Source organism: Pseudomonas sp. S3E12 (assembly GCF_001702295.1).
In the GTDB taxonomy this organism is placed as follows: domain Bacteria; phylum Pseudomonadota; class Gammaproteobacteria; order Pseudomonadales; family Pseudomonadaceae; genus Aquipseudomonas; species Aquipseudomonas marginalis.
In genome coordinates, this window is record NZ_MBDT01000035.1 from 112330 (window position 1) to 125812 (window position 13483).

Annotated in this window: 11 protein-coding genes; 10 read left to right on the forward strand and 1 reads right to left on the reverse strand. The window is 62.1% G+C overall.

The window, feature by feature from the left end; all coding sequences use genetic code 11:
• Window positions 1–7 precede the first annotated feature (7 nt).
• Genes tssH through BB029_RS29835 form a run of 10 tightly spaced genes read left to right on the forward strand, consistent with a single transcriptional unit; the run spans window position 8 to window position 13129 of the window.
• Complete coding sequence (gene tssH / locus BB029_RS29795; RefSeq protein WP_065941992.1) at window positions 8–2575, forward strand: type VI secretion system ATPase TssH; 2568 nt, start codon at window positions 8–10, stop codon at window positions 2573–2575.
• The gene (locus BB029_RS29800; protein ID WP_065941993.1) at window positions 2572–4104 is read left to right on the forward strand and encodes a sigma-54-dependent Fis family transcriptional regulator; all 1533 of its coding nucleotides are present in this window, start codon (window positions 2572–2574) and stop codon (window positions 4102–4104) included. Before tssH ends, BB029_RS29800 begins: the two co-directional genes overlap by 4 nt.
• A gap of 42 nt (window positions 4105–4146) precedes the next feature.
• Complete coding sequence (locus tag BB029_RS32640) at window positions 4147–4278, forward strand: type VI secretion protein (protein WP_083236517.1); 132 nt, start codon at window positions 4147–4149, stop codon at window positions 4276–4278.
• A 16-nt stretch (window positions 4279–4294) separates the two neighbouring features.
• Window positions 4295–5464, forward strand: a complete 1170-nt coding sequence (gene tagH / locus BB029_RS29805; protein ID WP_065942125.1) for a type VI secretion system-associated FHA domain protein TagH — start codon at window positions 4295–4297, stop codon at window positions 5462–5464.
• Window positions 5465–5469: 5 nt separating this feature from the next.
• Entirely contained in the window at window positions 5470–5955 is a 486-nt protein-coding gene (tssJ, locus tag BB029_RS29810) for a type VI secretion system lipoprotein TssJ (protein ID WP_065942124.1), read from the forward strand.
• A 1-nt stretch (window position 5956) separates the two neighbouring features.
• Window positions 5957–7285 carry a type VI secretion system baseplate subunit TssK gene (gene tssK / locus BB029_RS29815; protein WP_065941994.1) on the forward strand — a complete coding sequence of 443 codons (1329 nt, stop codon included), beginning with the start codon at window positions 5957–5959 and terminating at the stop codon, window positions 7283–7285.
• A 5-nt stretch (window positions 7286–7290) separates the two neighbouring features.
• Window positions 7291–8154 (forward strand): type IVB secretion system protein IcmH/DotU, encoded by an 864-nt coding sequence (gene icmH / locus BB029_RS29820; protein ID WP_174557018.1) that lies wholly within the window; start codon window positions 7291–7293, stop codon window positions 8152–8154.
• Between the two features lie 15 nt (window positions 8155–8169).
• Complete coding sequence (gene tssM, locus BB029_RS29825; RefSeq protein WP_065941996.1) at window positions 8170–11541, forward strand: type VI secretion system membrane subunit TssM; 3372 nt, start codon at window positions 8170–8172, stop codon at window positions 11539–11541.
• Window positions 11508–12257, forward strand: a complete 750-nt coding sequence (locus BB029_RS29830; RefSeq protein WP_065941997.1) for a PP2C family serine/threonine-protein phosphatase — start codon at window positions 11508–11510, stop codon at window positions 12255–12257. The genes tssM and BB029_RS29830 overlap by 34 nt, the downstream gene beginning before the upstream one ends.
• On the forward strand, window positions 12254–13129 hold the full coding sequence (locus tag BB029_RS29835) for a serine/threonine-protein kinase (RefSeq protein ID WP_065941998.1): 876 nt from the start codon (window positions 12254–12256) through the stop codon (window positions 13127–13129). The genes BB029_RS29830 and BB029_RS29835 overlap by 4 nt, the downstream gene beginning before the upstream one ends.
• Here BB029_RS29835 and BB029_RS29840 read toward each other — a convergent pair.
• Entirely contained in the window at window positions 13105–13434 is a 330-nt protein-coding gene (locus BB029_RS29840) for a DUF6388 family protein (protein WP_065941999.1), read from the reverse strand. The two genes, BB029_RS29835 and BB029_RS29840, sit on opposite strands and share 25 nt — an antisense overlap.
• Window positions 13435–13483: the final 49 nt, after the last annotated feature.

Below are 13483 nucleotides of genomic sequence, written 5' to 3' on the forward strand. Positions count from 1 at the left end.
AATGATTATGAAGAATGTGGACCTGCAGCAACTTATCCAGAAATTAACTCCCCAGGCGCGCCGAGACCTTGAGCGCTCGGCGGAACGTTGCGTGACCCGCGGCGGCAGGGAAGTGTTGGTGGAGGACCTGCTGTTGACCCTGCTGGAATACCCCCACGGTACTCTGGTAAGGGCGTTGGTGGATGCAGGTGTCGAGCCAGGCGAACTGCAGGCGGCCCTGCACCCCAAAGCTGGCACGAATGCCTCGTGTAATCCGGTGTTTGCCCAGGCCCTGGTGCAATGGCTGCAGCACGCCCTGATGGTGGCCCGCCTGGAGCTTCGGCAGGCGGACGTTGATCACGGCGCTCTGTTACTGGCGCTGTTGCGTTACCCGTTACAACATGCCGACAGTGGTTATCAGGCGGTACTGAGTCGGTTGGATGCACAGCGTGTGTGCAGTTATTTGTTGAGCCAGGTGCCTGAACTCGACCCTGTGCCGGGCGGCGATGCGTTGCTGGCGCGTTTTACCCATGACTTGACCCGCCAGGCCCGGGAGGGCGGTATCGACCCGGTGTTTTGTCGCGATGCCGAAATCCGCCAATTGATCGACATACTCGTGCGCAGGCGCAAGAACAATCCAATCCTGGTTGGCGAAGCCGGGGTGGGTAAAACCGCTGTGGTTGAAGGGCTTGCCCTGCGTATCGCCAGCGCAGAGGTGCCGGAGCCGCTCAAACACGTACAGGTGTTGACCCTGGATATGGGCCTGCTCCAGGCCGGCACCGGGATCAAGGGGGAATTCGAACGGCGCCTCAAAGGCGTGATCGATGAAGTCAACGCCTCGCCAACCCCGGTGATCCTGTTTATCGACGAGGCGCATACACTGGTGGGCGCAGGCGCCCAGGCAGGTGGGTCCGATGCTGCCAATCTGCTCAAGCCCGCCCTGGCCCGTGGCGAGTTGCGTACCATCGCCGCCACCACGTGGTCGGAATATAAGAAGTACTTCGAAAAAGACCCGGCATTGGCGCGGCGTTTCCAGCCCGTGCAGGTCGGCGAACCCAGTGTTGAACAGGCGGTTTCGATCCTGCGCGGCCTGGTTCCGGCGTATGAGCGCAGCCATGGCGTGTATGTGCGGGATGATGCCATTGTCACGGCAGCCCACATGAGCGCGCGCTACCTGGCTGGGCGGCAGTTGCCCGACAAGGCGGTGGATGTGCTGGACACCGCCTGCGCCCGCATGAGAACCAGCTGGGAGACGGCGCCCGAGGCATTGCAACGCCTTTACGCCGAGCAGGCGGAAGGCGCGCGACAGCGCCAGGCGTTGAATCGCGACAGGGACGCCGGGCTGCCGGTGGACGAGCAGGCCTTGCACGCGTTGAACCTGCGCCTGGAGACCGTGGAGCGCGAGCGTGAACATCTGGAGCAACACTGGTTGGAACAGCGGGCATCGGCGCAGCAGGTGCTCGCGCTGCGCCAGCAATTGGACGCTGCTCGTGGTGCAGGGCAGAACACCGACACCCTTGAACATGCCTTGGCCCAACAGCGCCAGGTACTGCACGCGCAACAAAACGGCCAGCCATTGGCCGGCCTTGAGGTTTGTCCACGTCTGGTGGCACAGGTCGTCAGCGCCTGGACGGGTATTCCTGTCGAACGACTGGCCCTGGAAAGCAGTGAAAGGGTGTTGGGCTTTGCCGATGCATTGCGTTCGCGCATCCTCGGTCAGGAGCACGCCGTGCAGATACTTGAACGCAACCTGCGCGCGGCTGCCACCGGGCTCAATAAGGCGGATGCCCCGGTCGGCGTATTCCTGCTGGTTGGCCCAAGTGGTGTGGGCAAGACCGAGACGGCCCTGGCCCTCGGTGACCTGCTGTACGGCGGTCGGCGTTTTGTCACCACCCTTAACATGTCGGAGTTCCAGGAAAAGCATTCCCTTTCCCGGCTGATTGGCGCTCCACCCGGTTATATCGGTTTTGGCGAGGGCGGCGTGTTGACGGAGGCCGTGCGCCAACGCCCGTATTCGGTCGTGCTGCTGGACGAGGTCGAGAAGGCTGATCCGGAAGTAGTGAACCTGTTCTATCAGATTTTCGACAGGGGACTGGCCAATGACGGGGAAGGGCGGGAAATCGATTTTCGCAACACGCTGATCCTGATGACCTCCAACCTGGGCAGCGAGTGCATCGGTCAATTATGCGCAGGTGACCGGCGACCTGCTGAGGCGGTCCTGCAAGAAGCCATTCGTCCGTTGCTGCGCAAGCACTTCAAGCCTGCCTTACTGGCGCGAATGCATGTCGTGCCGTATTACCCGATCACGGGCGAAGTCCTGCATGACCTGGCAAGGCTCAAGCTGGAACATCTGGGGCAAAGGCTGCAACTGCGCAAGCTCACCTTCAGCTATACGCCCGAACTGGTTGCCTGTGTCGCCGAGCGTTGCGCTGACGGTGACAGCGGTGCCCGCTCTATCGATCAATGGATCGACGCACACTTGCTGGCGCAGGTGACGGATCGTTTGCTGGAGGCCATGGCCGGGGGCGAATCGCTGTCCCGGGTGCATGCCGGCCTGGATGGCAGCGGTTGTCCTGTCTGTGAGGTCAGCCAATGACGGAAGATGCTTTCAACCGGTTGCCCCATCTCTCGGGGTACGCCGACGCGATGCTGGGTTGGTTCACCCGCCTGGGGATCGATGGTGACGCGACAACCTTGCCGGACCTGTGTGCCGCGGCGGTAGCCCAATTGAGCCAGTGCGAACTCAGCCAGTTGTATTGGCGCGACGAGGCGACGGGTCGGCTTGCACTGATTGCCCAGCATTTGCCAGAGGAGCTGCCATCCGGCGAGCTGGCTTCAGGCGTGGATTTCCAACATGAGCAGCTGTTGCAGTATGTGCTCAGTCAGCGCACAGCCTTGAGTCTTGAGGACCTGGAAAACAGCGTCTATGAAAGCCGGTTCCTTCCGGCGATGGCGACGCCTTGGCAATCGTTGACGTGCATGCCGTTGTTCGGTCGGCACAAGACTCTCGCGGGCGTGTTGCTGTGCGCCAGCCGGCGTCCGAAACAATTGGAGCACTACACCCGCTCATTGACTCAACTGGGCAGCTTTGCCTTGAGGCAGCTTGCACTGATGCAGCGTCTGAGTCCTGGGGTGAATGTCACGCCGCCTACGTGTCGCACGCCGGGATCCTGTGCCAGGTTCGGATTGATCGGCAACAGCAAGGCCATGGATGAAACGTGCCGCTTGATCGGCAAGGTGCTGAATACGCCCTACACCGTGCTGCTGCATGGCGAGACCGGTACCGGCAAAGAGGTGGTGGCGCGCGCCATCCATACCGCCGGCCCACGCAGTGGTAAAGCCTTCGTGGTGCAAAATTGTGCAGCCTTTCCCGAAGGGTTGCTGGAAAGCGAACTGTTCGGCTATCGCAAGGGGGCGTTCACGGGGGCTGAACGCAACTACACCGGTTTGTTCGACACCGCTCATGGCGGCACATTGTTACTCGATGAAATCGGCGATATGCCGTTGTCGTTGCAGGCCAAGTTATTGCGGGTTTTACAGGAGGGCGAGATTCGCCCATTGGGTGCCAGTACGGCCCATAAGGTCGATGTACGCATTATTGCCGCGACGCACCGTGATCTTCCCGCGATGGTCGCCCAGGGCAGCTTTCGCGAGGACCTGTATTACCGGCTCGCGCAGTTTCCCATTGAGTTACCGGCCTTGCGTGAGCGTGATGGCGATGCGTTGCTGTTGGCTCGGCATTTTGCGCAAAAGGCCTGCGTTGCGCTGGGTCGCGTAGCGGTGGCCTGGTCAAGTGCGGCGTTGGATCAACTGTCCAGCCATGGCTTCCCCGGCAATGTGCGAGAACTCAAATGCCTGGTGGAGCGCGCGGTACTGCTCTGTGACGACGGTGTGATCCTGCCGGCGCACCTGCCCCTGTCACCGGCACCCGCCAACGATGCTGTCGATGCAACGTTGCGTCAACGCCTGGAGCGAGTGGAGCGGGTGTTCCTGATTGATTGCCTGCACAAGAACCGTGGCAATCGTACCCGTACCGCGCGGGAGTTGGGTGTCGCACGACGCACGCTGCTCTACCGCCTGGCACGCTTGAAGATCCCGGTTGGCGATGTTCGAGAGGAATGCTGAATAGCGTATGCGTGGACACCTTACTTTCATGGGAGATTCCTGATGCCTCTTCGTCCGTGGCAAGCCGTGGCGCTTGTGCTGTGTTTGCTGGGTGGCTGTAACGCCAATTATGTCTTTGACGATGCTGACTACCGTCCACTGGGTGACCCCCAGGCGAGCCGTCGTGGCCATTGAACAGGGGAGCCTTGCCATGCAGTTAGTGCTTGAAGTGTGCTCCGCCAGTGGCGAGCCGCCAGCCCGTAAAACCTTTGATGGTGTCGGCGGTGTGATCGGCCGTGGGACGGCGTGTGACTGGGTCATCCCCGACACCGCACGCTTGATATCCAGCCACCATGGCTTGGTCAGTTTTCGCGGCGGCCATTACTTTTTGACGGATATCAGCAGCAACGGTATCGGCGTATCCGGCAGCCTGGAGCGCTTGCGCAAGGGGCACGCGCGGCAGATCAGTGATGCAGACGTATACCAACTGGGGGCGTTGGAAATTCGTGCCCGACTGATCGAGCATCAACGACCGCCGCTCGGGCGGAGCGAGGTGATTCCAGACGATGCTTTCCTGGGGCTGGACCCGATTCAGGCACTGGATCGCGAACAACGACGCGGCGAGTCGTCGCAAGAGCTGGAGGCATTGAACACGTTGACGGAATCGACCGCCCAAGCGTTCTCTCCGGGAACCGTGGACCAGGACCACCTGGTCGTACCGCAATGGGCTGAGCCTGTCAGTGACGTAGTACCTGCGCAGCCCGTTGTGGCTGCATCCGCAGTCCCTGAGACGTTCTGGGCGCAGTTCGGCGAGGCGTTGGGCATGGAGGTGGGTGCGCTCGATACGTCGGGTCGCGAGGCCCTTGCGATCAAGGTGGCCGGGTTGTTCAGGCAAGCCATCGAAGGTTTGCAGCAAAGCCTGCGAACTCGCGACGAGTTGAGCAGTGAGGTGCACCTGGGTTGGACCTCCCCGGCGCTTATGCGGCAGAACCCCTTGGTGGATTGTCCAGACGCCCAGGCGGCCTTGACGGCGCTGTTGGGGGACGGTGAGTTGGGGCATCTGCCGCCCGAACGGGCGGTGGCCCACGCCTGCCGGGACCTGCAGATTCATCAGTTGGCCTTGGTGGTGGCCTGCGGTGCCGTCGTTCGCAGCGCGCTGGCGGCCTTTGCTCCAGGTCATCTGCTGCTGTGCTTCGAACGCGAGGGCAAGCCGCCCAGGCTCCTCACCGATGGCGCTCATTGGCGGGCGTACCAGCGCTATTACCGACGGCTGACCGACGAGGCGTCGTTGGGCGATCAATTATTACGCAACGACTTTTGCAAGGCCTACGAAGAGCAGGTGCGCCTGGTCTCCAGCCTGCATGCGGCTTACCCGGGATGACGTTCATGTATCTAACCACCGTTGCATCAACACTGCTGGCACTGGGCATGTTGACCGGCTGCAGCAGCGTTTCACCCTTTTCGACCTTGACCAAGCTGGACCTGGCGTTGATGGCCAGTGACGAGGTCAACCCCGACCTTCATGGCCGTCCTTCACCGGTGGTGGTGCATTTGCTTGCGCTGCGGCACCCCGTGGCATTCGAGAATGCCGACTTTTTCAGCCTCTATGGACGGGCCGAGCAGGCCCTGCCCAAGGACTGGGTCAGCAGCGAAGAGCTGGAGCTGCGGCCCGGTGAACGGTTGATGCTCAAACTCAGTGTCGAGCCCCAAAGCCGCTATGTCGGCGTACTGGCGGCCTATCGCGACCTGCCCCATGTGCAATGGCGACTGGTGCTGCCTGTTGCCCCCCAGCAACGGACGCGGGCCAGAATAATGCTGGACCAGAACGGTATTCGCATGGCCGCCCCGCAGACCGGTCGGACGGAGGATTGAGATGCACATTCATAACGTTATCTGGCAGGAAGGCATGTTGCTGCGGCCCCAGCACTTGCAGCACAGCGACCGCTACTATCATCAGCAGCTCAACCGAACGCGCTTGCTGGGCAGCGACGCCTGGGGGTTCCTGACCCTGGACATCGATGTGCAGTACCTCAACCTGGGCAAGGTGGTCGTCAACCAGGCCAGCGGCCTATTGCCGGACGGTAGCCTGTTCGAACTCAATGGCGCGATGGAACCTCTGGTATTGCAAGTGCCTGCCAACGTCGGTCGGCAAGCCGTGTACCTGGCGTTGCCGCTGGTTACCGACAATCAGATTGAAGTGCGCAGGTCGGAGCAACACGAAATCCTGGCGCGCTATGTTGCCTGTGAAATGGAGATCGGGGACTCCAATGCCGGTGTCGATGCCCGTTGCCAGATCAGCTGTGCGCGTCCGGACCTGCGCCTGATGCTGGGGGAGCATTCCGGTGATCCGTTCCATGTGAAGCTGCAGGTCGCTCAGGTGCTGGACTGCACCCGTGAAGGCGGCGTGCGACTGGATACCGATTTTGTGCCGACGTTCATCTTTTTGCAGGGTTCCGGGTATGTGTCGTCGTGCGTCAAGGAGGTCATCAGTCTGTTGGCCAGCCGTGGAGACGCGATTGCCGCGCGCATCCAAGGTAATGGCGCGTCGGCCGGTGCGCAGGTGGGCGATCTTCTGATGCTGCAACTGATCAATCGCGCTGAATTGATGTTGCGCCACTTTATGAGCCAGGCCCAGGTGCGCCCGGAAACGTTGTATCGCGAGCTGCTGTCGATCCTTGGGGAATTGGCCACGTTCGCCACCGACAGCAAGCGCGCCCAATTGGAGGTGCGTTACCAGCATGGTGATCAAGGCGCGAGCTTTCGCGGATTGATGGAGCGCCTGCGCGCGGTGCTGTCGATGGTGCTGGAGCAGCATGCCATTGAGTTGACGCTGCAACCCCGTCAGTACGGTGTGCTGGTATGCCCGGTGAGTGACCTCAAGTTGCTGGGGACGGCGACGTTCATCCTGGCGGCAACCGCCCAGTGTGATTCGGAAACGCTGCGTCACCGGCTGCCGGCGCATCTCAAGATTGGACCTGTGGAGCGCATCCGCGAGTTGGTCAACCTGCATCTCACCGGTATCAGGATCAAACCGTTGCCCGTAGCGCCGCGACAGATTCCGTTCCACGCGGGCAAGACCTATTTCATGCTCGAGCTCAGCGCCCAGGACATCGCGCAGTTGGAGCAGTCAGGTGGATTCGCCCTGCATGCCAGCGGCGAGTTTACCGAGCTGGAACTCAACTTCTGGGCTATCAGGAACTGAACCCTATGAGGATGGACAGTGAATACCCGCAGGACGAAAAAACCGTCTTGCTTGATCGCGAGGGACGCGGTCCGGCGCAGGGGGCGGTGACGGATTTCCCATCGCCGCCGCGTTTCGAGCAGCTGGAGGACAGGATGATCTATACCGCCCGGCTGCACAGCGCGCAGAGTCTGACTGTGGGCCCCAACATCCTGGTGGCGGCGGCTTGGGACCTGTTGTCGCAGGTGGTGCAGCTCAAGGGCAGCTCCGGCCGTGAGAGCCTGCAGACCCTCAACGACCGGTTGTCTTCGGGCATCACGACGTTTGAAGCGCACGCCCTGCACCTGGGGGGTGAGGAGGGTCAGGTGATGTCGGCGCGCTATGTGCTGTGCAGCGTCATTGACGAGGCGGTGGTCACCACCGCGTGGGGCCGTTGCAGCGACTGGTCCAGGTCAAGCCTGTTAAGTCGCTTTCACAACGAAACCTTTGGCGGCGAGAAGTTTTTCCTGCTGCTGGAGCGATTGTCCCGTGACCCTGTCAAGCACGTGGCCATGCTGGAGCTGATGTACCTGTGCCTGTCACTGGGGTTCGAAGGCCAATACCGCGTGATGGAGCGGGGAGGTGCTCAGCTGGAAGGGGTACGCGACGCGCTGTACCGGCAGATCAGGCATGTGCGGGGCGATCGGCTCTCGATGGCCGCGCCATCGGTGGCAGGCAAAGTCCGCGCCGTGCCGGTGCGCATGCTCTGTGCCAAGTGGCTCATTGCTGTTGGACTGGCCTGTTTGCTGGCGATGTACTCAGGGTTTGCCTGGGTGCTGGGCACGGAGCGCATGACGGTGCTGCAACCTTTTCAATCGTTGGCGTCGGACCAGGCTCGGACGCCCTTGTAACGCTGGGAGCAATGAATGAACGCATTCTTCAAGGGCGCGGGCACGCTGCTGCGCAAGATTTGGTTATGGAGCCTGTTGCTGGTGCTGTCCAGCGCATTGCTGGTGTGGTTTTTCGGACCATTGCTGGCAGTGGATGACCATCGGTTCTGGCAAAGCGCGACGGCTCGCTTGCTGACCATCTGTGGCCTGTTCCTACTGTGGGGACTGGCAATGGTGGTGGTAGGCGCACGGCGCGCCACGCGGCTCAACCAGCCGGAACACCAGGCGCATCATCAGCGCCAGGGGCTGATCCACGATGAGCAAAGTCAGGTACGCGGGCGATTCAAGGAGGCGCTGCAAACCCTGAAAACCTCCCGCCGCTACGGTGAGCGCAGTGAGCGTTGGCGCAATGCGCTGCCCTGGTACCTGTTGATCGGCCAGCAAGGCAGTGGCAAGACCCATCTGCTGGCCGCCAATGGATTGCAGTTCCCACTCGATCGGGCCGAGTCGCCAATACCAGGTGCAACGGCCTACTGCGACTGGTACTTCGCCGATGACGCCGTGCTGCTGGAGACTGCCGGACGTTATCTGGACCAGCCTGACCGTACGGTGGATGCGGCGGGATGGTCGACGCTGCTCGGTCTGCTCAGGTCGCGCCGTCGGGCTCGCCCGCTCAACGGCGTTGTGGTGACGTTGTCGGTGGATACGCTTTGGGGGGGCAATGAGCATGACCTGGAACTCCACGCGCGTCATGTCCATACTCGCTTGCAGGACATCCAGCAGACGCTGCATGTGGATGTGCCGGTTTATCTGGTGTTGACCCGGGCCGACCGTTTGCCAGGGTTCGCCGAGTTTTTTGATGCGCAGCAGGGCGACGGCACGGAAGACATATTGGGCGGGCACCTGGTGGCGGGCACGTCCGGATCCGACATTGCCCAGGTGCGCGAGGCCTTCGAGGCGCTGCTCCAACGCCTGGGGGCGGAGCTGATCCCGCGCTTGCATCAGGAGCGTAGCGGCGAGCGCCGCGATCGCATGCTGGATTTTCCTCGGCAGGTCGCACGCCTGGGCGACCGCTTGGGCCTGTTTGTCGAGACGGCTTTTTCCGCTCAGCGTTATCAGCGTATCAATGGCCTGCGAGGGTTCTACCTGACGTGTGCGAACGTGGGCGATACGCGCTCGCAGTTTGTCCAGGGCTTGTTCCGCCGGGTGATCTTCGCCGAGGCCGATCTTGCCGGGCTGCATACCCCCGAGCGCCGCCGCCTGCATCGACGCCAAGGAGGGCTGGCGCTGGCCACGGCGCTGGTCATCGGTATGGCGGGGTGGTTATGGGGGCACAGTTATTCATTCAATCATCAGCGTCTGATGCAGTTGCAGGCGCTGAACACGCCGGCGCCTGCCCAAGCTGATGCGGACGAGAGCCGGGCATTGCTGGCGCTGCTGGACAGTCGTCTGGCAGCGACCCGCGTGTTTCCACCTGTCACTGAGGTCCGCTGGGTTGATCGAGCCGGCTTGTATCAAGGGCAGGTGAGTCGTCCGTTATTGACCGATGCCTATCACGAGAGCCTGCGCCATCAGTTACTGCCGCACGTGGCAACCCTGCTTGAAGAACAGGTGCAGGCCAGCCTTGGCGAGCGCGAGCGGTTGCTGGACAGCTTGCGGGCGTACCTGATGCTCAACCTGCGCGAACGGCGTGATAACGCGTGGTTGGCGGAGTACATGGCAGGCCATTGGTCTGCGCGTTATGCGGGGGACACTTCGACGCAGACGCGTTTGAACGAACACCTTGGGCGATTACTGGAGCAACCGTTCGCAGCCCCGTTGAACGATACACTGGTGGCCCAGGCCCGCCAGGCATTACGCGGCGAGTCGCTGGCAGAGGTGGTCTACCGTGCACTGCGTGAACAAGCCCGCAGCCTGGAGCCTCTGCGACTGGCCGATGGCGGCGTGTTCGCCAACCTTGAGCCGCCCATACCCGGTTTCTACACCAAAAGGTACCAGCAGTATTTCGAAAAGCAGGGCCCTGCGCTGGTCAATGCCATTGCCCAGGATAACTGGGTGCTTGGGGAAGGTACCGACCTCAGCGCCATGGATATGCGCCGGTTGCTGCAGGCACTGGAACAGCGTTATTTGAGTGAGTACGCCGATGCCTGGAGTGACGCCCTCGGTCGTGTCCGCCTGCAGGAAAGTGACAGTTTGCGGCACAGCGCCGACCAACTGGCGAGCCTGATATCCGCCCAGTCGGCGTTGATGCGCCTGTTGCAGCAGGTTCGCGAAAACACCCGGCTGTTATCGATCCATGATCGGGTCGAGGCGCTGAGCCAGCAGGCCGGCGAGTCAAGTGCAACGGTGTCCGGTGCGTTGGTCAAACCGTTACAGGGCCAGATGCTGCCTGACACGGCCCGGCGTGCGTTGCAGCGCCGCTTCGAACCACTGCACCTGCTACTTGATGAAGAACAGAACCCGGGTGCTGAACTGACCCAGGCATTGCGGCTGCTCGATGAATTACACCTGCAATTGTCGTCGCTGAGCCGGGAGAGTTCCCCGGAGCAGGCAGCGTTTACATGGGTCAAGCAGCGCATGGAAGGGCAGCAGCCTCTTCTGGCCAACCTGCGTAATGCCGCCGCCCGCTTGCCGCTGCCGCTCAAGGGCTGGCTCGAAGACATTGCCGACCACGCCTGGCGTCATCTGCTCGATGGCACCTATGTCTACGTGAACCAGCGTTACCAAAGCGAGCTCTATGGTTTTTACGCCAGGGCCATCCAGCGTCGCTACCCGTTCAATGCGCATGCTACCAGTGACGTTGCCCTGGGCGATTTCCAGACGTTTTTTAAACCTCGAGGTTCCATGGCGCGCTTTTATGAAACGTACCTGCGGCCTTTTATCAGCGCTGATGGCAACCGGTATCGACTGCGGGGCCTGGACGGTCGCAGCCTGCCGATATCGCGCTCGCTGTTGGACCAACTGGCCAGGGCCCAGATGATTCGGCAAGGCTTTTTCACCGAGGAACAGGGTGAATGGGCCGTTCGATTCACCTTGGCGCCCTACAGTCTCGATCAAGCCGTCAGCCGGGCGATCCTGCGAGTGGGTGACCAACACTTGGAATACCGTCATGGGCCGATTGTGCCTATGGCCTTCCACTGGCCAGGCGAGACGCCTGGCAGCCGCAGCAGCCTGGTGCTGGAACGGGGTACCGAGCGACCGCTGGGGATCGAAAAAAACAGCGGCGAGTGGTCGTTGTTCCGCTTCTTCGACCTGATGCAGAGTGAGCCGGCAAATGGCAGGGATGCGCACATTCTCAAGGCCGACCTGGCCGGGCTGCGCGCCAATTACCTGCTCACCAGCCAGCGCAACCCGAGCCCGTTCCAGATGGCGGCATGGCGCACCTTCCGCCTGCCGGAGCAACTGTGAACACGGCGCACACCTGGCGCAGCGCCGGGCGCACGGTTCAAGGCAAGTTGCGTTCGCGCAACGAGGATGCGTTCCTCGATTGCCCCCAGCGTGGGTGCTGGGCGGTCGCCGATGGAATGGGAGGCCATCAGGCCGGGGATGTGGCCAGCCGATGGGTAATCAGCAGTCTTGCATCGCTGCCGGATCAGGGCAGTTTTGATCAGCGTGTCGAGGCCGTCCGGCGCTGCCTGCGCGGGCTCGACAGCCAACTGGGGCAGGCGCCGACTGACGGTCCGGCGGGCATCATGGGCAGTACCGTGGTTGCACTGTTGCTCGAAGACCAGCGTGCGGCCTGCATTTGGGTGGGCGACAGCCGTTGCTATCTGTGGCGCGGGCAGCGGCTGTACCAGCTGTCCCGTGACCATACCGTGTTGCAGCAACTGATGGATACGCAGCAGTTGAGCCTGGAACAGGCTCGGGTCTATCCGGGCGCGAGGGCCTTGACCCGTGCGATCGGCGCCCGACAGGCACTGAGTCTGGAGGTACTGGAGCTCAGTACTCAACCCGGGGATGTATTTTTGTTGTGCAGCGACGGCCTGTACCAGGGGCTCAGCCATGGCGAGCTGGGCAGCGCCATGAGCGTAGGCACACCATGGCGGGTGGTGGAGCGATTGTTCAACGACGTGTTACGCGGGCCGGCGCGGGATGACCTTACGGCCGTCGTGATCCAGCCATGAGCGAGGAGGCAAGCTCGCCGAACTTGCTTGCCGGGCGCTATCAGCTTGAACGCAAGCTGGGCACAGGCGGCATGGGAGTGGTCTATCGCGCCCGGGACCTGCTGCATGAGACGTTCGGTGAGCCCGCCTCCAGCGTGGCCCTGAAACGCTTGGACGAAACATTTTCCGCGTGCCCTGACGCCCCTGTACTGCTGTACAGCGAGTTTGCCCTCACACGCCGCTTGCGGCATGAGCATGTGGTGCGGGTGTTTTCCTTCGAAGTCGACACGCTGCACCAGGTGGCATTCTTCACCATGGAGTTGCTGCACGGCATGACCCTCGATCGGCTGCTGATGGAATGTCCACAAGGAGTGCCCTGGCAGGAACTGCAGCCCATGGCCTTGCAGCTGTTGGACGCGCTGGCGTACACCCACCAGCAGGGCATTCTCCATGGCGATGTGAAGCCCGCCAATATCATCGTGGGTGAGCAGGGAGTGCGTTTGTTCGATTTCGGCCTGGGCCGGTCGAAAGTGCAGCAGACAGCCGGGCTGCCGGGCTTGAACCGCAGCCGTTTGAACGCCTGGACGCCCGCGTATGCAGCGCCGGAACTGATGGCGGGTGGGGGCTTGTCAGCGGGCGCCGATTTGTATGGTGCGGCCTGCGTGATCTATGAATTGGCCCAGGGCCAGCGCCTGGGTGAGCGCCAGCCCGATCGACCACTGCCGCGGCCGCGCCGATTGCCCAGGCATTGCTGGTCGGCGCTGCACTCAGCGTTGGCCATGGATCCGCAGCGGCGCAGCGTTTCCGTCGCCGAGTTGCGCGAGGCACTGGATGGCCGGCGGCGGTACTGGTGCCTGCCATTGGGGTTTCAGCCGGGCAAGTCATGCAATTGACAGTACTCGGCCCAGCTCAGGCCGGCCATCTGCGCCACTTCCTTATGCACTTCAAGACGCTGGGCCTCAAAGGCTTCGCGGGAGTCCGCAGTCAGCTTGAGGGTCAATTCCCAGGCAAACAGGCCCTGGCGCTCGGCTTCGGCTTCGAAGGCTTCATGCAGGCGTTCATCGCGGTACTGCGCCAGGGTTTCGCCCTTGGCTTGGGCCGCAAGCGGGTTGAGGGTGTTGAGTTCAAGAGCCACGTCCGGATGTTCGCTCAGGAATCTATCCAGGGCGCGCTGGTGGTTATCGCCAGGTGGGGTCAAAGGTTTACTCCTGAAAGGGAACGGTATCGGAGCCCTCGGCAGGTTCTCG